A 19430-nucleotide genomic window follows, 5' to 3' on the forward strand; every position below is an offset into this window, starting at 1 on the left:
GCTCGAGTCGTGCCGACCCCGGGGTGTCATTCCGCGAAGCCGACGTGCACATGGTCGTGATGGGTGTCGTCGGAGAAGAACTGGTTGGCGGTGGCCCCGCCGGCCGGTCGCACCGGGCCTCCCACGTTGTAGGACCCGGCGGCCGCGGCATCGCGCATAAAGGCCTCGACGAGGTCGCGGGGCGTCGTCCGGTCCACCACCGCACGGTCGTTGATCCGCCAGACGTCGAAGGCCCGGCCGAACGGATGGTCGCTGGGCCTGCGGGTGCCGAACACCTGGAGCGGGTGCCCCGACCGCACCACGCTGATGTCCATGCGGTAGCCGCCCGCCAGCCGGAGCAGCGCCCGCAGGGCGCTGGGATGCACGGCGCCGCCGCGGACATCGGCCTCGGCGGCGGGCGGCAGCCGGATCCGCGGGTCGGCGAGCACCGCGCGGGCCGCCGCGGAGGGCGGCCGGGCCGCAGGCCCCGGGCTGCCCGGGCGCAGCGCGGTCACCGTCCAGCGGGGCCGGGCCCGGGACAGGCGTACGTCCACGGTCGTACCGCCCGCGTGGACGGGCCCGCCCGGGGTGTGCGTCCACTGCCGGCAGACGACGAGGACGCTGGCGGAGTCGGCCAGCAGGCCACCGTACTGGGCGCAGATCACCTCGAGCGCGGCCTGGTCCGCGGCGGGCCGCAGCGCTCCGGCCTGTCCGGCGAGGGAGGCGGGCAGGCCGAGCGCGGCCACCCGGTCGCGGGCCGGTGCCGCTCCCCCGCCGCCGGGCGGCCAGCCGCCGAGGGCCTGGACGAGCCGGACGGCGCGCAGCTTCACCTCGGGGTCGAGGTCGGCCGGGTCGGGCCGCCAGGCCGGGGTGGCGGGCAGGCCGCCGGAGGAGGTGGCCGCCGTGCCGGGAGCGCCGGGTGACCCGGTGTGCGCGCATCCGGCCGTACTCAGGACGATGCCCGCCGCGCCGCACAGGATGGCCCGGCGTCCGGCTCCCCCGGCGTCACCCATCTATCTCCGGTCTCCGGCGTCCGTGCGCACCGCCGCGGCGAGCAGGACGAACCACACTCCCACGAGCAGCAGATGCGCTCGCTGTGGAATCCCGTGCCAGCCGGGGTGGCCGAACAGCGGCCCGACCGTGGCCACCGCGGTCACCAGGGCGCCGGCCGGCAGCCAGGGGGTCCAGCGGCGGATCAGCGGCCAGCGCGGCCGGCCGGCCCGGGCGGCGACGGTGAACAGGGCCATGGTGCTGAACAGCGCGGCATGGACCAGTGCGCTGGTCGCCGTGTGCCAGGGGTTGACCGCCTCGCAACCGGGTTCCACCGAGGGGGCGCAGCGCATCGGCACGATGGCGTCGGCGGCGGAGGCGATGCCGAAGGCGGCCAGGCACCAGCATCCGGCCGTGGCCCAACGGCCGGCCGGGCGGGACCGGGCCAGCCAGGCGCCCGCCGTCACCAGGGCGGCGGCGATGAGCTCGATGACGCCGAACGGGATGCGGAAGCGCTGGTCGGCGGCGTAGAGCTCGCTGACGTAGGAGTGTCTGGGGTCGAGTCCGGTGGGCAGCAGGAACTCCAGCACCCAGTCGTTGTAGATCACCGCCGCCGTGGTCAGCAGCAGCGGCGCCCAGAGCCGTCGTGTCCTCGGCGGGCGGGCCGCGCACTCCGCCCGCCGGTGGTCACGGGCACCGGCGGGCGGGGGCGCGCCGCGTGGCAGGCCCGGGGCGACGACGGCCTGCCGGAAGGCGGAGGACGGTTCGGACGGCACGGCCCTCCTCCTTGGCTCGCGGCTTCCTGCACCTTTGCAGGCATTAATCACTTTTCATCTCATCTGCGCTCATTGTGTGTCTCAACCCCCTGCGGCCCGCAAGCGGGAGGGTGTCCTCCGAGCGACCTCACGGACGGGTGGCACGGCGTGCAGGGGCTTAGGTTGACCGCGTGGGTCAGTCGCTCAGGTCCTGGGGGGACGCTCTGGCCACCGTGGTCGCCGCGGTGGCCGCCATGCTCGTGGTCGCCGCGCTCGGCCTCTGGGCGGCGGGCGCCGACGAGCTGCCCTCCGGGGCGTTCCCGGCCGTGGTGGCGGCCACCGTGGTCGCCGCGGTCGGCGGATCGGTGGAGCTGACGGGTGGTGCGGGCTTCCTCGGCCGTACGGGTGCCGGCCTGACCGTGGTGCCGCTGTCGGTGACTCTCACCGGGGCGTCGGTGATCGCCGTGCTGTTCCTGCGGCGGGCGGCACGGAGCGGGCCGGAGCTGCTCGGCCGGGCCGCCCGGACGGCCGTGCTGTGGCTGCCGGCGCTGTGGTCGACCGCCCTGGCGGCCCGGCACAGCTTCCGGATCAGCCTGGGCACGTCGGTGCTCAACGACATCGGTGCGGCGTTGGGCGCGACGCCCACCATCGGCTTCCGGGCGGCCGTGGCCCCCACGCTCGGCTTTGGCCTGCTGTGGCTGCTGGTGCTGCTGGCCGTGGTCGTGCCGGCGTCCCGCCGGACACCGCTGTCCGGGCGGCTGGGACGGCTGCGGGACGCGGCCCGGCCCGCCGTCCTCGCGCTGGTGACGGTGCTGCTGGGCTATGTGGCGGTGGGCCTGGTGGTGGGTGTGGTCGGCATCTTCCGGCACGGCCATCCGGCGGAGACGCTCGCGGTGCTGCTGCTCGGCACGCCCAATCTCGCCTGGCTCGCCTTCGGTGTCGGGCTCGGCGGCTCCTGGCAGGGGCAGGTGCCGCAGGGCATCGGGCTGCCGATGCCCGAGGCACCGGCGGCGGTGCTGCGGGGGCACGGCGGCCGGGCCGCCACCGTGGATCTGTCCTCGCTCGGCGAACAGGACGGCCGGGCCTGGGTGTTGGCGCTCCTCGCGGCGCTCGCGCTGCTGGCCGCCGGGTGGCTGACGGCCGTACGCTCCCCCGCCCGCACCCGGCTCTGGCAGCAGGCCGTCCGGCTCGCGGTGACCCTGGCGGTCGCCCTGTTCGTGATCGGCCGGCTCACCCAGGTCTCGGCCCGCTACGGCCTGTCACTGATCGGGATCGGTGAACTGGGCTCCTTCGGCGGCGAGGTCTGGCTGCGCGCGCGAATGCTGCCCCTGACGGGGCTCGGCGTGCTGTGGGGACTGGCCGCCGGCGTGCTGGGCGGGCTGCTCGCCCGGGCCCTGCGGCGGGGCCGCACCGGAGCGAACTGACCTTCCTCGCTGGTGCGTTCGGCGCTTAGGGTTGCTGCCGACTCACTGCCCGGCGATGGATGGGAGCCGAGATGCCCACGGACCCCGGGCAGTTGCCCGTTTTCGTGTACGGCACGCTGCGTCCCGGGCAGCGCAATTACGACGGGTTCCTGCGCGGCCTGACGGCGGCCGAACAACCCGCCCGGCTGCGGGGCGCGATGCTCTACGAGGGGCCCGGCCACCCCTATGCCGTGGCCACGCCGGACGGCGAGATCCGCGGCGAGCTGATCACCCTCGGCCCGGCGGACTACGACACCGTCCTCGACGCCCTGGACACCCTGGAGGGCTGCGCTCCCGGCGGATCCGGCGATCTCTACGAGCGGGTCGAGCGCGGCGTGTCGCTGGACGGCGGCGGTACGGCACGCGCCTGGGTGTACCTCGCCGGGGGCCGGCTGTCCGCGCGGCTGCGGGCCGTGGGCACACCGGTTCCGGGCGGCGACTGGCCGCACAAGTGACGGCGTCCACGCACCGGGTGACGCCCCGTCTCACCTGGTGAGCAATCCCCGGACTCCGGCAACCCGCCCGCGGCTCGCTCCGCCCTGATCGCCAAGTGGACAGGGTGTCGCACCCGGTTCACCTTGTGTTGGGCCAAGGTCACGAGTTGCTCAATCACGGTTAACTCCTTGTTAACAGTCTTTTCATGCACATGCCAATCCAGGCACAGTCTGCGCGGGACCACGGGGTCCCGCGGTGCACCAGTGACAGCACCGCCCCTGCGACCAAGGGCGTCGAACTGTGCGTACATCCCCCACATCCTTCGCAACTCCCGGACGAATACTGGCTGTCGCCGTCGCGGTGGCAGCGGCGGCGACCATGGCCACGGTGGCCACGGCGGCCCCGTCCCGGCCGGTGAGCGAAGCCGCCGTCTCCGCCACGGCCTCCCGGGCCGCGGGCGCGGACGTGGTGAAGGCGGCCCGCTCCGCCGCCGCCGGCCACGCCAAGGACACCGGCGTCGGCAAGCAGGAGACCCTGATCGTCAAGGACGCGCTCATCGATCCCGAGGGCAAGCGCCATGTCCGCTTCGAGCGGGCGTACCGGGGCGTGCCGGTCATCGGCGGCGACCTGGTCGTCCATCTCGGCGCCAAGCAGCAGTACCTGGGTGCGACCAGGGCGATACACCATCAGGTGTCCGTCCCCTCGGTCACCCCCGAGCTGACGAAGGGTCAGGCCGCTGCCAAGGCCGCCCAGTCGGCCGCCGGCACCGCCGGTGCGGCCCGGCTGGTGGTGGACGCCACGGGCGGCAAGGCCGTCCTGGCCTACCGGGTGACCGTGCTGGGCGGCCATGCGGCCGAGAAGGGCGCCATCCGCACCGTGACCGTGGACGCCACCTCGGGCAAGGTCCTGGGCAGCACCCCGCTCAACGACGCGTTCATCTCCCCCAGGCTCAAGGCCACGCTGCGCGAGCAGGGACGGACGGCCGCCCCGCGGCTCGGCGCGGCGAGGACCCCCGGGAAGGCCGGCGCCAGGACCGCCGGCGGCTTCCCGGCCCAAGCCGCCGGAACCGGCGCCGCGATCTTCGACGGCAGCGTCCCGCTCACCACCACCCAGACCGCGCAGAACTCCTTCACCCTCAAGGACCCGAGCCGCGGACAGGCGGAGACCAGGAACGCGGGCGGGCAGGAACTCGGCACCTTCGACGCCGGAAAGGCCTTCACCAACAGCACCAACCGCTGGGGCAACGGCACTTCCGACGACCCGAGCAGCGCGGCGGTGGACGCGCAGTTCGGCGTCACCAGCACCTTCGACTACTACAAGAGCACCTTCGGCCGGAACGGCATCAGGAACGACGGGGCCGGCCCGCATGCCATGGTGCACTTCGGCGCAAAGGTGGGCAATGCGTTCTGGTCCCCCGACTGCTCCTGCATGCTGTACGGCGACGGTGACGGGGAAACGTTCAAGCAGCCGCTGGTGGCACTGGACGTCACCGGCCATGAGCTGACCCACGGCGTGGTCGAGGCGACCGCCAACTTCCAGCCGACCAGAGTGGATTCCCAGCAGAACCAGTTCGGCGAGGCAGGCTCGCTCAATGAGTCGTTCGAGGACATCTTCGGCACCGCGGTCGAGTTCAGGGCCAACAACCCCGGCAATCCGCCGAACTATCTGATCGGTGAGAAGCTCGGCCTGGACCAGGGCTTCCTGCGCCGCCTGGACCAGCCCTCGCAGGACAAGCTCGAGGGCACCGTCGACTACTGGGACTCCGGCTCCTACGACCGTGAGGTGCACGCGGGCTCCGGGGTCTCCTCGCACGCCTTCTACCTGCTGGCCGAGGGCAGCGGCAAGAAGACGATCGGGAGCTTCTCCTATGACTCCCCGACCCATGACGGCTCGGCGGTGACCGGCATCGGCCGGGACAAGGCGGAGCAGATCTTCTACCGGGCGCTCACCCGCTACATGGTCTCTACCACCGACTTCCACGACGCCCGTTCGGCCACCCTGCAGGCCGCCGCGGACATCTACGGCGCGGACGGCACCGAGTACCAGACGGTCGACAAGGCCTGGGCGGCGGTCAATGTGACCGCGGACAACGCCCCGTCGGCGAAGCACTGATGACGACCGCCGGGCGGGCCGGATCCCCGGGGCCCGCCCGGCGCCTCAGTCCGCCGGGGTGAGCGGCTGCTCCGCCCAGATGGTCTTGCCGCCGTCGGCCGTGAACCGGGTGCCCCACCGCCTGCTGAGCTGGGCCACCAGCAGCAGACCCCGCCCGCCCTCGTCAAAGGCGCGGGCCCGGCGCATGCGCGGGGAGGTGCTGCTCCCGTCCGACACCTCGCAGATCAGCGAGCTGTCCCGGATCAGCCGCAGCCGGATGGGCGGTTCGGCGTGCCGGATCGCATTGGTGACGAGCTCGCTGACCACCAGCTCGGTGGTGAAGGACAGCTCCTCCAGACCCCAGTCCTCCAGCCGCCCCACCACTCCCCTGCGGGCGTCGGCCACGGTGGCCGGGTCGTCCGACAGCTCCCAGCTGGCGACCTGCCACGGGTGCAGGGCACGGGTGCGGGCCAGCAGCAGCGCGATGTCGTCGGCGGGCCGCCCGTGCAGCAGCGTCCCCAGCACATCGTCACAGGTCTGGTCCAGCGAGTCGGCGGGCCGGGCCAGGCACTCCCGGAGCTTTTCCAGTCCCTCGTTGATGTCCTGGCCGTGCCCCTCGACCAGGCCGTCGGTGTAGAGGGCGAGCAGGCTGCCCTCGGGAAGCTCCAGTTCATAGGATTCGAAGGGGAGTCCGCCCAGGCCCAGCGGCGGCCCGCTGGGCAGCTCCAGGAAGGCTGCCGTGCCATCGGAGGTCACCAGCACCGGGGCCGGATGGCCGGCCCGGGCCAGCACACAGCGCCGGGACACCGGGTCATAGACCGCGTACAGGCAGGACGCGCCCATCTCGCGCGCCCCCGCCGGGTCGTCCCCCGCCTCCGCGGCCCGGTCCTGGGTGAGCTGGATGACGAGGTCGTCGAGGTGGGTGAGGAGCTCGTCCGGGGGCAGGTCGATGTCGGCGAGCGTACGGACGGCCGCGCGCAGCCTGCCCATGGTGGCGGACGCCTGGAGACCGTGGCCGACGACATCGCCGACGACCAGCGCCACCCGGGCGCCGGACAGCGGGATGACGTCGTACCAGTCACCTCCCACGCCCGCCTGTGAACTGGCGGGCAGATAGCGGGTGGTGACCTCCACCGCGGCCTGGTGCGGCAGCCGGCCGGGCAGCAGGCTGCGCTGGAGGGTGAGGGCGACCTTGCGCTCGCGGGCATAGCGGCGGGCGTTGTCGATGCAGATCGCCGCCCGGGCGGCGATCTCCTCGGCGAGCAGCAGGTCATGGTCGTCAAAGGACTCGGTCGTCCCATGGCGTACGAAGAGCACCAGGCCGATGGGGGTGTCGCGGGCGTTCAGCGGTACGACGATCACGGAGTGGACGCCATGGTCGCGGACGCTCGGGGGCAGTGCCGGGGTGCTGGCCGCCCACTGGAGTACGTCCGGATCGCCGGTCCGGTACAGGGCCGCCTCGTCGGCGGTGAGGGCCCGGGCGGGTGGTGAGAGCGGCGGGTAGAAGTGGGTGTCCCCGGGGCTGATGGCCGTCTCGGAGCCATCGCCGGTCACGGACAGCTGCGCGGCGCGGCGCAGCGTGACCGCGGCGCCGGTCGCCCCCGGCTGCGGGGGTTCGCCCTGGAGCGCGGTCTCCAGCAGGTCGACGCAGGCGAAGTCGGCGAACCGGCCGACGGTCGCCTCCGTCAGCTCGGCGGCGGTGCGGTTCACATCCAGGGTGGTGCCGATGCGGGCGCCCACGTCGTTCACCAGGGCCAGCCGCTGCTGGGCCCGGTATTCCTCCGTGACGTCCAGGGCGGCGATGGACACGCCCTGGGCCCGGCCGGAGTCGTCCTTCAGCGGGGTGAAGAAGCTGGCCCAGACGCGCTCCCGGCCGTCGCCGGGCACCACGATGCTGTTGTCGACGCGTATGGGCTCACCGGTCCTCTTGACCTGGTCCATCAGCCTGGTGAATTCATCGAACGGCGAGCCGAGCTGGAAGTCGGAGAAGCGCCGCCCCCGTATCTCGTCCTCGATGAAGCCGGTGATGCGGAGCATCTCGTCATTGGCCCGCACCAGCCGGTTGTCCTGGTCGTAGACCGCGATCGCGATCGGGAACTGGGCGAATGCCCAGTCCCTGAGCACCGACATCTGGCTCCGGGCGCCCGGAGCGGCCGGGGCGGCATTGGTTTCCATGGGGTTCTTGGGATCCATCCCGTTCTCCGTGCGTGGCTCAGGCGGCTCCCCCCGCCCACACAATTCGGGCTTCTTTGATTGTTCCCGCCCACCTCGGCGATTAAGCGTCCGCTTTGGATATCGGTCTTTCCGCCGATCGGTGGAGGCCATGTCCCCTGGCGGGCCCACCAATTACCGGATACGGCGGCGCGGGCTTGCTTTCTAGCCTTGATGTGCATTCCGCATTGCGGATTTCTCGCCGGACTTTGCCAACTCTCCCGGAGGAGACATGAGTTCTTCCGCTGATTCCGCTGATTCCGCCGACCGCCCCGCGGCTGCCGGGACTTTCCGTTCCTGTGCCAATCCCGGCCGGACCAGGGTGACCGGTTCAGGACGCATCGAGGTGCGCTTCATCTCTCATCTCCGCGTTCCCGGTGGGCCGTTGGCCCGTCCGGTGCCGGCTCCGCCGCCCGAGCGTCCGCTCCCGGGGTGACGGTCCGTGTCCGACAGGGGAACCTCGCCGCCCCGGATGGTCCTGGCGATCTGCTGCCTGGCGGTCTTCATGGTGGGCCTCGACTCCACCGCCCTCAATGTCGCCCTGCCCGCCATCCAGCGGGAGCTGCACGCCTCCGTTTCCGGGCTGCAGTGGACCATCGACGCCTACAACCTGCTGGTGGCATCGCTGATGGTGCTGGCCGGTGCCACGGCCGACCGGATCGGGCGGCGGCGTGTCTTCCTGGCCGGGTTTCTGGTGTTCACGGCGGGTTCGGTGCTGTGCGGTCTGGCGTCCACGGTGGGCCAGCTGGTCGCCTGCCGGGCGGTCCAGGCCTTGGGCGGCGCGATCCTCGGCCCGGTCTGCCTGTCGATCATCACCCATGCCGTCCCCGATGAGCTGCGACGGGCTCATGCGATCGGCGTGTGGACCAGCGCGTTCGCCATGGGAATGGCGGCGGGGCCGCTGCTCGGCGGCGCGCTGGTGTCCGGCGCGGGCTGGCGCTCCGTCTTCTGGATCAACCTGCCGGTGGGGCTGGCCGCGCTGGCGCTCGCCGCCCGGTATGTCCCCGAGTCACGCGCCGAGGTGTCCCGCCGGTTCGATGTGATCGGCCAGCTGCTGGTCGTCGCCCTGCTGGGGCCCCTCACCTTTGCGATCACCGATGCCCCGCACCGGGGCCTGTTCACTGCGCCGGTGCTCGTCTGCGGCACGGTTGCGCTGGCCGCGCTCGCCGGGCTGCTGGGGTACGAGCGCCGCCTCGCGGAACCGCTGATCGATCTGCGGTTCTTCCGCAGCGCCCCGTTCAGCGGTTCGGTGGCCATCTCCCTGTGCGCCTTCGCGACGCTGGGCGGCTTCCTCTTCCTGAGCACGCTCGACCTGCAGAACGCCCGCGGGTTCTCCCCGCTGGCCGCCGGGCTCCGGGTGCTGCCGATGCCGGTGATGACCGTGATCTGCGCGCCGCTCTCGGGGTGGCTGGTCAGCCGCCGGGGGCCCCGGACGCCGCTGCTGCTCGCGGGGGCGGCACTGACCGCGGGCGGGCTGGTGTTCGCGCTGTGCGGTACGGAGTGCCGTGGCGCCCTGCCGGTGCTGGGGTATGTGTGCTTCGGCGCCGGGATCGGCCTGGCCGACGTGCCCGCCACCGGCCTCGCGGTCTCGGGGATGCCGCGGGCCCGGGCCGGGGTGGCGTCGGCGATCACCACGGCGAGCTGCCGGGTGGGTGTCTCGCTGGGGGTCGCGGTGACCGGCGCGGTCCTGGCGGCGGGGCTGCCCGACCCGGCGCACCCCGGCCCGGCCGCTTTCGCGGCCGCGGCCAGGCCCGCCTGGTGGATCATCGCCGGGTGCGGTGCGGCCGTGCTCCTGCTCGGCGCCCTGGTCACCGGCGCCTGGGCCCGGGGCACGGCGCTACGGGCCGCGGCGCTGCAGACGGCTCTGCCGGGGCGCGGTGCCGGCGCAGGCCGCGGGACTAGGAGTGCGAGGTGACGTCCGGCCGTGGCTGCTCGGCGCAGCAGTGCCGGCATCTGAGGGCGGCGGCCGGGAGGTCCTCGGACAGGCATGCCGGGCAGGTCTTGAGCGGGCCGGGGTCGTCGAAGACGACCATGCCCCGCCGCGCCTGGACGTGCTTGTAGGGCACGATGACCAGGAAGTAGACGACGGCCATGAAGATGAGGAAGTAAATGGCTGCTGAAATGAAGGAACCGATGTCGAGATAGGTGGCCTTGTTGCCCGCCCGGCCGAGCTGCCAGCCCAGCCCCAGTGAACGGCCGCCCTGGGCACGGGCAATGATGGGGTTGATCACGAAATCCGTGAACGCCTTGATGAGAGTGCTGAAGGCCAGCGCGATGATCAGGCCCACGGCGACGGTGATGAGATCGCCGCGCATGAGGAAGTTCTTGAATCCCTTGAGCATGGCTGTTCCTGACGTCCGGGTATTTCGAATGGGTCGCGCAGCACGCTACCTTTCCCGTCCCCGAAAATGTCCCGGAAAACGTCGGAGCCGCCCGGAAATTCCGGGCGGCTCCGACGCCGGGTGCCGTTGGCGGCCGACTACTTTCCGCGAATCGCGAAGGGCAGCTGCCGGGAGAAGAAGGACTGGTCGTCATTGACCACCGACAACCCGCTCTCCGCATGGGTCACATCACGGGGAGCGGTCCCCGCGACCGACAGCCGCAGCCGGAAGACGGCGGTGGCGCCGGGGGCCAGTGGGGGCTTGGCGGTGGGACGCAGCATGGCGCCCATGCCCGGGTCACAGCCGCCGGCGATCAGCGGGACGGTCGTCCAGCCCCGGCCGGGCCGGTACTGCTGCAGGACCAGGTCCTTGGGCGTCAGGGTGTGCTGCTTGCCCTCGCCATAGGCGAAGTAGGCCGCGCCCAGCGCCGGGTAGGGCCGGTTGGTGGTGTTCTTCACGGTGAGCGTGAAGGCATGGGCCGGGCCGCCGCGCACCAGTGCGGTGCCGGACCGCCAGCCGCTGACCGTGGCCTCGGGCCGGGTGGCGGTCGCGGTGTGGGGCCGGTCACGGTAGGTGTGGCCATGGCCGTCCTTGACGGACGCGGTGACGGTGAGCCTGCCGGGGCGGTCGAGGTCCTGGAGGCGCAGGGCCACGGTGTGCGGCCGGGCGGGGCTCGCCGTCGCGGTGAGCGGGAAGGTGAAGACCCCGTGGTGCGGCCACCTGGTGTTGCCCGGGCTTGTGTTGAGGTCGATCCAGCGGTGGCTCTGGGGCACATAGCGCTGGATCGTCACCGAGTCGGTGCTGAAGCCCCGGCTGCTGACGTCGAGTCGGACGGTGCCCTGGGAAACGGGGGTGCGCAGGGTGACGCCGGCGGGTGACCAGAGCCCGATGGGCAGCTGGGCGGGTGCCTTGAAGGCGACCTTCTGGCCGGCGGCCCCGACGGGGGCGGCGGACACCGGCTCGGCCGCCCGGTTCGCCATCGGCGCAGCCGGGCCCTTCAGGGCGCCACAGCCCGGCTTCGCCGGGCCGGCACCGGTGGCGGGCGCGGCCTGGGCCGGCCATGCCGTGCCCGCGAGCAGCAGTCCGGCCGTCAGCGCCACCGCGGCCCTCACGGCGGCCTTCCGTGCGTGTGGCGATCGCCGCTGTGTGACTCTTCCTGTCATCAACTGCCCCGCATTCGGGTTGTGTTCGCATCGTGTACGTTTCGGCCTCTGAGAGGCGGTTCCTCAGCTCATGGTTCCCTTCCGCACGGGAAATCGCACGTGCTCCGGGAACAGGCGCGGGAAAGGGTGAACGCATGTGGTTCCGGCCGCCGTTCGGGGACCGGCTGCGGTCCGCATTGGGCGTTCCCGACGGCCGGGCCACCGCTCGGTGTCGTCGCCCGCACCGCCGCCGACGACGCTCGGCTGAGCGGACCGGCCCGGCCCGGGCCTATCCGCGGTGCGCCGCCGCGCCGGGCGCGGCCGGCACGTTCGCGGAGGCGGCCGGGTCGCCGCCCCGCGGCGAGCGCATCAGCAACAGCACCGCCACCGCCATGGCGGCCAGCGCCCCCGCCCCCACCAGCATCGCCAGGTGCAGCCCGGTGACAAAGGCACCGGTGACCGCGTGCCCGACCGGCGACGGCACGCTGCCACCCCGGTCGAGTCCACGACCGCCACCGGCCGTGACGGAGTGCGCCAGCGCACCGGCGTCCACACCGCTGCCCGATGGCAGCCGTTCGCGCAGTGCCGCGCCGAACCGCGTGGTGAGCACCACGCCCATCACGGCGACCCCGGCCACCCCGCCGACCTCGCGGAACATATTGACGGTGGCCGACGCCATGCCTGCCCTGGCCGCCGGTACCGCGCCCATGACCGCGATCGAGATGGGCGCGAAGGTCAGGCCGAGCCCGGCGCCGATGACGGGCATGAGCCAGCCGAACTGCGCATAGCGCGCACCGGGCCCGTAGCACGCGAAGAGCGCGAGGCCGGCGCCGAGCAGCGTCAGTCCGGTGGCGAGCGGCACCCGCGGGCCGAAGGCGGCGCACAGCCGCCCGGCTCCGATGGCGGTGGCCATGGTGACCAGAGTGGCGGGCAGCATGGCCCAGCCCGCCTCGCTGGGGGTGAGGCCGAGGACGTACTGGAGATGGAGGTTGAGGAAGACCCCGAGGCCGAAGAACCCGAAGCTGGCGGTGAATCCGGCCCAGGCGGCGGTGCCGGTGACCCGGTGGGTCAGCAGCCGCAGGTCCAGCATGGGCGTGGACACGCGCAGTTCGACCACGGTGAAGGCGAGCAGCAGGAGGGCCGCCGCTGCACCGCCGCCCAGCACCAGTGGGTCGCCCCAGCCGCGCACCGGCCCTTCGATCAGGGTGTACACCAGCGCGGCGAGCCCCAGCACGACGGTGAGCTGCCCGGCCGGGTCGGGTCGCGACCCGCTCCTGGGCATCCGCGGCAACACCCGTGTGGCCAGGGCCAGTCCGGCCAGGCCGACCGGCACATTGATCCAGAACACACTGGCCCAGCCGAAGTGGTCGACCAGCGGGCCGCCGAGCGCCGGGCCGATGGCCAGCCCGGAGCCGGAGACGCCGCTCCAGATGCCGATCGCCTTGGCCCGCTCGCGTTCGTCGGTGAAGACATGCCGCAGGATGGACAGCGAGCCCGGGGTGAGCAGCGCGGCGCCTACCCCCTGGACGCCCCGTCCGGCGATCAGCGAGCCCATGCCCCCGGCCAGTGCGCACAGCACGGACCCGGCGGTGAACAGCCCCAGTCCGGCGAGGTAGACCGGGCGCCGCCCCCAGCGGTCGCCGAGTGCGCCGCCGGTCAGCAGCAGCGCCGCGTAGACCAGGCTGTACGCCTCGACCACCCACTGCAGTCCGGATGTTCCCGCATGCAGCCTCCGGCCGATGTCCGGGAGGGCGGTGCCCACCACCAGGTTGTCGAGCATCGCCATGAACAGCCCTGAGCACAGGGTCAGCAGAACGAGCCGTTTGCGGCCCGGTGAGTATGTCTCCACACCACTCCCCTAACAACGTTAGACGAATCCCTAACGACGTTAGCTTCCAACTAACGGTGTTAGATTGCAAGCGGCATGGTGGACGGCGATCGGAGAGGCGGTGCCATGGCGGCTCGGCAGACGACCGGACGAACCGGCCTGACCAGGGAAGAACTGGCCGATGCGACCCTGCGGCTGCTGGAGCGGGAGGGCCCCAAGGGGCTGTCCATGCGCAAGCTCGCCGCCGAGGTCGGGGTACAGGCGGCATCGTTGTACTGGCACGTACAGAACAAGGAAGAGCTGCTGGACCTCGCCGGCGACGCCCTGTGGGACGGTTTCGACCTGCGCCCGGTCGCCGGGGAGCCGGACGCCGGGGAATGGCGGGAGAGCGTCACCGAGGCGAGCCACCGGCTCCGGGCCCATCTGCTGGCCCACCGGAGCGCAGTCCGGGTGCTGGCCGGCCGCTTCGCTCCCGGCCCGCGCACGCTGGCCCCGATGGAGCGGCTGCTGAGCCTGCTGCGCCGGGCCGGCTTCAGCGGGCCCGACGCGGCCAACGCAGCCTATGCGCTGGCCACTTGGGTGCAGGGCTTCGTCATCCAGGAAGCCGTGCCGATGTCCGCCGCCGAGGAGCTCGGGGCGTCGCCCCAGGAGGCGGTCGCCGAGGCGCGGGAACAGCTGGCCGCCCTGCCCGCCGACCGCTACCCCCATCTCGTGGAGCTGGCCGGAGAGATCGCCGGGCCGAGCATGGACAGCCGCTTCGCGTTCGGCCTGGCCCGGCTGCTCGACGGCCTGGAGCCGCTGAGGAACCGGGCCCGGGGGTGATCAGATGCCGAGCTTGTCCAGGGCGGTGGTCCAGTCGGTGGCGATGGCGCTGCGCGCGGCGTCGAGGGTCACCCGGCCGCCACAGACGGCGACCTTGAGCTTGTTCTCGATCTTGTCCTTGTCCTGGGCGGGCTGGTCACCGTAGCGGGGCTCCGGCCACAGGTTCTTCGGGTCCTTGGGCGCGCCGCCCAGTTCGAGCGGGACCAGGTGGTCCTCCTCGTAGTCCGACATGTTCTTGTCGCTGTAGCCGTACTCGGCGATCTGCTGCTTCTTCAGCCGGTTGGTGTAGGAGACCGGCGGGCGGACGGTCTTGGTCCAGCCGGGCACGCAGATGGTGTCGTCGATGGTGTCCTGGGTGACATCGGGGTTGTATGCGCCGGGCTGGCACGATGGGTCGGGCAGCGGCAGATAGGACTGACTGCACTTCGACTTGAGGGGTGCGGCGTGTGCCGTGGTGCCGGTGGCCGCCACCAGACCGGCCGTTGCCAGCACGAGCGATGCCGCCGCGGCGGTGAGACGGCGGCGCTGCGGACGTATGGATTTCGGAGTCAAGAAGGACTCTCCCCGCGTCGGGCCCGGAGCCGATTCCGAGCATCATGAGCATGACACCACTGAACGCGGCATCGATGGAGAGCAGTTCGATGAACAGTGGGTGACCGCCGTATTTCTTTACCGCCGATTGACAACCGCTTTGGGAACCGCTTGATGTCTGTGATGTGCTGTGGCGTCCGAATTGTTGAACTCGCACGCCGAGAGGGCACCACCGCATGGCCGACATACCGATACCGCAAGCACCGTCACAGGCCCAGCGCGCCTCCAAGACCGCCGCGGCATCGGACGGCCCGCATGCCGCACGGCGGCGGTCGCCCTCCCTCCGTCCCGCGTTCCCCCGGTCCTTCTCGCTGAGCGCCTCCGACCGGGCGGTGCTGGGTCTGTATGTGCTGACCCGGATCGGTGTGTGGATCACCGCCTACTGCACCGCCTGGCTGTTCACCTCGGACCCCGACGCCAAGCACGCGCCCTCCTTCCTCTCCCTGTGGGACCGCTGGGACTGGGACTTCTTCCGGCGCATAGCCGAGCACGGCTACTTCGGCGGGGACGGAGCCGTCGGCTCGGCCCGGCCCGACAACCGCGAGGCGTTCTTCCCCGGCCTCTCGCTGACCTTGCGGGCCGTCCACTTCGTGGTCCCCAGCTGGACCCTGGCCGGCCTGCTGATCTCGTTCGCCGCGGGCGCGGTGGCCGTGTCGGCGCTCGCGCGGATCGCCCGGCTGCACTTCCCCCAGGAGCAGGTGGGACCGCGCGCGGCGCTCTTCCTGCTGGTGTCGCCCTGTGCAGTGTTCCTGGCCGCCGGTTACACCGAGTCTCTCTTCCTGGCCTGCGCCCTGCCCGCCTGGCTCGCCGCCAAGCGGGGCAACTGGCCCCTCGCGGCCACCCTGGCCGCGCTCGCCACCTCGGTCAGAATCAGCGGCCTCTTCCTCGCGGCGGCACTGGTCGTGCAGTTCCTGGTGTCGCGCCAGCCGGGGTTTGCCCCAAAGGGAGCGGCGTCCGGTGCGTGCTCTCGGCGTGCCGGCCGGAAGGCTCGTACTGGACGTACTTGGACGTACTTGGGCTTTCGGCCGGTGCGGCGAAGGGGGTACCTCCCTGCTCAATGGGGTATCCCCTGCTCGAGCGAAGCCGAGAGCTTGGGGAAGAAGCCGAGAGCTTGGGGGCGCGTGCCGGGCGTCGCGACGGGGCAAACCCCGGCTGGCGCGGCACCAGCCATCGACCGCGAGCGCGGCCCCTGGCGTTCGGCTCCCTGGCTCGCGCTTCCGGCGGTGCCCGCTCTGGCCTACGCCTGGTATCTCAAGGCGGGCACCGGTGACTGGATGGCCTGGCAGCACGCGCAGGAGCGGGGCTGGTACCGGCAGTTCCACACTCCGTGGGAGGCCTGGCGCAACACCTGGGACGGGGCCTTCGGCCATGCCCAGACCACCGGCCATGCCGCGATGTTCCAGGCCGAGCTGCTCGCCATGGTGATCGGCGTGCTGCTGCTGGCCGTGCTCGTCGCCCGGCGCCAATGGCCGGAAGCCGTCTACATCGCCCTCAATCTGTGGGCGCTGGGCACCTCCTACTGGTACATGTCCGTCCCCCGGGCCTCGCTGCTGTGGTGGCCGCTGTGGATCAGCCTCGCGGTCTGGAGCATGCGGCGGCCATGGCTGAAGTACGCCTATCTCTGCGTGGCCGCGCCGTTGATGACCGTCCTCACCCTGGTCTTCACCTCGGGCCGGTGGGCCGGCTGAGCCCCCTCCCGTGCGGTGCTAGGTTGTGCCCGGACGCGCAGCCGAGGGGGATGTGAGGAAACGCATGACAGACCGAGCCGCCGACGGCCCGCTGCCCCCGCGGCCACGCCGCCGCGCCTCCCGGGACGAGACGAGGACAGAACCCCGGCTGAGCCGCGGCGAGATCGTGCGCGCCTCGCTCGATCTGCTGGCGGAACACGGGTACGAGGCATTCAGCATGCGCCGGCTGGCCACCGCGCTGGACGTCAAGAACCCCTCGCTCTACTGGCACGTCCAGCACAAGGAGGAGCTCTTCGACCTGATCGCGGACGCGATCGTGGGCGAGTGCCCGCTCCCGGAGCCGGACGGACCCGCCGACTGGTCACCGCGGCTCGCGGAGGTGGCACGTGGCCTGCGCCGGGCGATGCTCGCCCATGCCGCCGCCGTGCCGCTGCTCTCCGGCCGGCCCTTCCTCGGCCCGAACGGCCTGCGGCTCGCCGACCATGTGGTCGGCACGCTGCGCCGCGCCGGATTCGACGACCGGACGGCCGGATACGGCTATCTGCTGCTGCTCTACTACGTCGTCGGCTTCGTCGGCCAGGAGACCGCCTTCGGCCCCGGTGAGAGCGGCGAAACCCGCCTGGGCGCGATGCGGGAGGCGCTCGCCGACCTCAGCGACGACGCCTATCCGAACCTCGTCGCCATCCGCGAGGCGCTGACCGAGCGGGGGCTGGACGAACGCTTCGAACTGGGGTTGCGGGGGCTGCTGAAGGGCTTCGCGGAAGAGCCGCGCCGTCCCGGGGCGCAGATCAGCCGGTAATCCGCGGTGCAGGGTCCGGGGCGCGGCCCGTCAGCGCCCGCCGACGGCCGCGCCGTCCCGTGCGGCCGGGGCCCCCGGAACAGCCGCTGCCCATCGCGCCGTTCGCGCTGATCACCCAGCGCAGGCCCATCGCCGCTTCGATGCTCGATCCGACCCCGGCCGGACCGGCCGGTCACGCCTCCCAGGCCCGCGCCAGCTGGGCCCGCAGCAGCGGAAGCGGGCTGTCGTCCGAGCCGTACAGCCGGTCGGCGAGGCGCAGCAGGGTGTCGAGGCGGGCGAGGGCGATGCCGCAGGTGCCCGTATCGCGGTCGTATCCGGCGGCGGACGCGACGCGTGCGGCGGCCGGGGCGCCGATGGAGATGGCGAGTCCGGCGACGTCCTCGGCGGGATCGCCGATCATCGCGTCCGTCCAGTCGAGCACCCCGAGCACCCGGCCCTCGGCGTCCACCATCAGGTGCTCGCCCTTGAGGTCGCCGTGCACCAGGACGCGTTCCGCGCCCGGCGGGGTGGGCCCGGGGAGCGGCGCCCCGTCGAACTCGCCGTCGGCGGCGAGCCGTTCGGCCGCCGCCCGGGCGGTGTCGCGCAGGTCGGTCAGGGAGCGGGGTTCGCACCGGGGCAGGCCGAGGGCGGCCGCCTCGGCCGTGGGCACCGAGCGCAGCCCGGCCAGCAGCCGGGCCAGGTCCGCCGCACCGGCCGCGGTGACCGGCCGGTGCTCGCCGGATTCGCCGGGCAGGCGGGTGTCGACGGTGAAGGTGAGTCCGCTTGCCCACTCGCCGGTCGCGATGCTCGCCGGCACCTCGACGCCGAGGTGTGGGCGGACCAGCTCGCGCAGCGCGATCTCCCGGCGCTGGCGGCGCGCACCGGCCTCGTCCAGGGCGAACCGCACTATCCGGTGGGTACCGGCCCACCAGGTGGAGTGCTCGCCGCCCTCGTCGACGGGCCGGACGTCGGGCGGGTGTTCGCCGCCCAGTGCCGCATGGGCCAGGCGGCGGACGAGGGCGGCGGACGGCGGTGTGGTCTGCGGCATGCAGGTGATCGTGTCAGGTGCCCGGAGGGCTCGCGAGCGAATATCCGCGGCCCGGGCAACGGAAAACCCGGGCAACGGAAAAGCGGCCCCCGGAAGACACGGAAGGGGTCTGTCCGGGGGCCACACCTGCGCGGGTGCGTCAGGGGATGGTGGCTCCGAACGCCTGGAGGGCGTCGGTGACCGGCTGGAAGAAGGTTTCTCCGCCGTTGGTGCAGTCGCCGCTGCCGCCGGAGGTGATGCCGATCGCGGCGTCGTTGTCGAAGAGGGGACCGCCGCTGTCGCCCGGCTCGGCGCAGACGGAGGTGTCTATCATCCCGGTGACCGTGCCCTCTTGGTAGTTGACGGTGGCGTTGAGGCCGGTGACCGAGCCGCCGTGGACCTGGGTGGTGCTGCCGCTGCGCTGCACCTGCTCGCCGACGGTGGCCTCGGCGGCCCTGCTGATGTTCTGCAGGCTGCCGTTGTAGAGGTCCACGGCGCTGGGGTGGTCGATGTTGCTGGTGTAGCGCACCAGGGCGTAGTCATGGCCCGGGAAGGTGGAGCTCTCCGTCTGGCCTATCTCGCTACCGCCCTGGCTGTCCGACCAGGTGTTGGAGATGTTGCCGCAGTGGCCCGCGGTGATGAAGTACGGCTGTCCGCCCTTGGTGACGTTGAAGCCCAGCGAACAGCGCGCGGTGGGTGCCCAGATGGCGTCGCCGCCCGCGATGTTCGGCCGGAACGTGCCCGCCGTGTGCTTGACGGTGACCTTGTCGCCGAGGGACGCGACGACCTTGTTCAGCCGGTCCAGCTTGGCGCCGCGGACCGTGCTGTCGGCGGTGACGGAGACCTTGTTGGTCTTGGGGTCGACCGACCAGGCGGTGCCCGGGATGGTGGCCTTGGCGGCGAGCTCCCGTCTGGCCGAGGCGAGTTCGGCCGCCGAGTGCCGTACCGTCCTCGGCTCGGCCCCGGCTTGGCGCACCCGGTCCGCGGTCCGCTGGTCGAGGACGTTGACGACCAGCTTCTTGGCCTTGGCGTCGTAGTACGAGCCTGCGGTGTCCGATCCCAGGCGGGCGTCTATCGTGTGGGCGAGCCGCCCGGCCTGAGCCGGTGTCAGGGTCGCCGGGAGCGGCGAGGGGCCCGCGTTGGCGCTCTGCATGCCGAGGGTGGTGGCCGCCAGGATCACGGCGCCGGCCCCGGCCAGGGCCGCCCGCCGCCTGGGTATCCGTGCTGGTTTCACTCGTGCCTCCTGCGA

At 72.4% G+C, this 19430-nt stretch carries 16 protein-coding genes; 7 read left to right on the top strand and 9 right to left on the bottom strand.

The window, feature by feature from the left end:
- Positions 1-26 precede the first annotated feature (26 nt).
- A complete protein-coding gene (locus ABCR83_RS24735) occupies positions 27-992 on the bottom strand; it encodes a hypothetical protein (RefSeq protein WP_462697376.1) in 966 nt (321 codons plus the stop codon).
- A complete protein-coding gene (locus ABCR83_RS24740) occupies positions 993-1745 on the bottom strand; it encodes a DUF998 domain-containing protein (RefSeq protein WP_462697377.1) in 753 nt (250 codons plus the stop codon).
- Positions 1746-1915: 170 nt separating this feature from the next.
- Here ABCR83_RS24740 and ABCR83_RS24745 point away from each other — a divergent pair, with 170 nt between their 5' ends.
- The 3 genes from ABCR83_RS24745 to ABCR83_RS24755 all read left to right on the top strand — a co-directional run bounded on the left by ABCR83_RS24745 (position 1916) and on the right by ABCR83_RS24755 (position 5734).
- Positions 1916-3148, top strand: a complete 1233-nt coding sequence (locus ABCR83_RS24745; RefSeq protein WP_462697378.1) for a streptophobe family protein — start codon at positions 1916-1918, stop codon at positions 3146-3148.
- Between the two features lie 71 nt (positions 3149-3219).
- The gene (locus ABCR83_RS24750; RefSeq protein WP_462697379.1) at positions 3220-3642 is read left to right on the top strand and encodes a gamma-glutamylcyclotransferase family protein; all 423 of its coding nucleotides are present in this window, start codon (positions 3220-3222) and stop codon (positions 3640-3642) included.
- A gap of 358 nt (positions 3643-4000) precedes the next feature.
- On the top strand, positions 4001-5734 hold the full coding sequence (locus ABCR83_RS24755) for a M4 family metallopeptidase (RefSeq protein WP_462697399.1): 1734 nt from the start codon (positions 4001-4003) through the stop codon (positions 5732-5734).
- Between the two features lie 45 nt (positions 5735-5779).
- Here ABCR83_RS24755 and ABCR83_RS24760 read toward each other — a convergent pair whose 3' ends face one another.
- Positions 5780-7906 carry a SpoIIE family protein phosphatase gene (locus tag ABCR83_RS24760; protein ID WP_462697380.1) on the bottom strand — a complete coding sequence of 709 codons (2127 nt, stop codon included), beginning with the start codon at positions 7904-7906 and terminating at the stop codon, positions 5780-5782.
- A gap of 490 nt (positions 7907-8396) precedes the next feature.
- On the opposite strand from ABCR83_RS24760, the gene ABCR83_RS24765 reads away from it, so the two are divergent.
- Positions 8397-9839 carry an MFS transporter gene (locus ABCR83_RS24765; RefSeq protein ID WP_462697400.1) on the top strand — a complete coding sequence of 481 codons (1443 nt, stop codon included), beginning with the start codon at positions 8397-8399 and terminating at the stop codon, positions 9837-9839.
- On the opposite strand, the gene ABCR83_RS24770 is transcribed toward ABCR83_RS24765, so the two are convergent.
- The 3 genes from ABCR83_RS24770 to ABCR83_RS24780 form a co-directional block, all read right to left on the bottom strand.
- Positions 9823-10266 (bottom strand): large conductance mechanosensitive channel protein MscL, encoded by a 444-nt coding sequence (locus tag ABCR83_RS24770; RefSeq protein ID WP_462697381.1) that lies wholly within the window; start codon positions 10264-10266, stop codon positions 9823-9825. The genes ABCR83_RS24765 and ABCR83_RS24770 overlap by 17 nt on opposite strands.
- A 137-nt stretch (positions 10267-10403) precedes the next feature.
- A complete protein-coding gene (locus ABCR83_RS24775; protein ID WP_462697382.1) occupies positions 10404-11417 on the bottom strand; it encodes a hypothetical protein in 1014 nt (337 codons plus the stop codon).
- Positions 11418-11736: 319 nt separating this feature from the next.
- Entirely contained in the window at positions 11737-13296 is a 1560-nt protein-coding gene (locus ABCR83_RS24780) for an MFS transporter (RefSeq protein WP_462697383.1), read from the bottom strand.
- Between the two features lie 105 nt (positions 13297-13401).
- On the opposite strand from ABCR83_RS24780, the gene ABCR83_RS24785 reads away from it, so the two are divergent.
- Positions 13402-14097, top strand: coding sequence for a TetR/AcrR family transcriptional regulator (locus ABCR83_RS24785; protein ID WP_462697384.1), 696 nt, complete (start codon positions 13402-13404; stop codon positions 14095-14097).
- On the opposite strand, the gene ABCR83_RS24790 is transcribed toward ABCR83_RS24785, so the two are convergent.
- Positions 14098-14649: a hypothetical protein gene (locus tag ABCR83_RS24790; protein WP_462697385.1), complete on the bottom strand. Its 552-nt coding sequence runs from the start codon at positions 14647-14649 to the stop codon at positions 14098-14100.
- A gap of 215 nt (positions 14650-14864) precedes the next feature.
- Here ABCR83_RS24790 and ABCR83_RS24795 point away from each other — a divergent pair, with 215 nt between their 5' ends.
- A complete protein-coding gene (locus tag ABCR83_RS24795) occupies positions 14865-16376 on the top strand; it encodes a mannosyltransferase family protein (protein WP_462697386.1) in 1512 nt (503 codons plus the stop codon).
- A 64-nt stretch (positions 16377-16440) separates the two neighbouring features.
- Positions 16441-17175: a TetR/AcrR family transcriptional regulator C-terminal domain-containing protein gene (locus ABCR83_RS24800; protein WP_462697387.1), complete on the top strand. Its 735-nt coding sequence runs from the start codon at positions 16441-16443 to the stop codon at positions 17173-17175.
- A 172-nt stretch (positions 17176-17347) separates the two neighbouring features.
- Here the strand turns inward: ABCR83_RS24800 and ABCR83_RS24805 are convergent, their stop codons facing one another.
- The gene (locus ABCR83_RS24805) at positions 17348-18202 is read right to left on the bottom strand and encodes a phosphotransferase family protein (RefSeq protein ID WP_462697388.1); all 855 of its coding nucleotides are present in this window, start codon (positions 18200-18202) and stop codon (positions 17348-17350) included.
- 139 nt (positions 18203-18341) lie between these two features.
- Positions 18342-19415, bottom strand: a complete 1074-nt coding sequence (locus ABCR83_RS24810; RefSeq protein ID WP_462697390.1) for a S1 family peptidase — start codon at positions 19413-19415, stop codon at positions 18342-18344.
- Between the last annotated feature and the right edge of the window lie 15 nt (positions 19416-19430).

Source organism: Streptomyces xingningensis, from assembly GCF_054957865.1.

Bases quoted from the DNA above. Each gene is read 5' to 3' on its own strand.
- ABCR83_RS24800 (WP_462697387.1), top strand. From the start codon at position 16,441: ATGACAGACCGAGCCGCCGACGGCCCGCTGCCCCCGCGGCCACGCCGC.
- ABCR83_RS24750 (WP_462697379.1), top strand. From the start codon at position 3,220: ATGCCCACGGACCCCGGGCAGTTGCCCGTTTTCGTGTACGGCACGCTG.
- ABCR83_RS24765 (WP_462697400.1), top strand. From the start codon at position 8,397: ATGGTCCTGGCGATCTGCTGCCTGGCGGTCTTCATGGTGGGCCTCGAC.
- ABCR83_RS24755 (WP_462697399.1), top strand. From the start codon at position 4,001: ATGGCCACGGTGGCCACGGCGGCCCCGTCCCGGCCGGTGAGCGAAGCC.
- ABCR83_RS24735 (WP_462697376.1), bottom strand. From the start codon at position 992: ATGGGTGACGCCGGGGGAGCCGGACGCCGGGCCATCCTGTGCGGCGCG.
- ABCR83_RS24795 (WP_462697386.1), top strand. From the start codon at position 14,865: ATGGCCGACATACCGATACCGCAAGCACCGTCACAGGCCCAGCGCGCC.
- ABCR83_RS24805 (WP_462697388.1), bottom strand. From the start codon at position 18,202: ATGCCGCAGACCACACCGCCGTCCGCCGCCCTCGTCCGCCGCCTGGCC.
- ABCR83_RS24760 (WP_462697380.1), bottom strand. From the start codon at position 7,906: ATGGATCCCAAGAACCCCATGGAAACCAATGCCGCCCCGGCCGCTCCG.
- ABCR83_RS24770 (WP_462697381.1), bottom strand. From the start codon at position 10,266: ATGCTCAAGGGATTCAAGAACTTCCTCATGCGCGGCGATCTCATCACC.
- ABCR83_RS24785 (WP_462697384.1), top strand. From the start codon at position 13,402: ATGGCGGCTCGGCAGACGACCGGACGAACCGGCCTGACCAGGGAAGAA.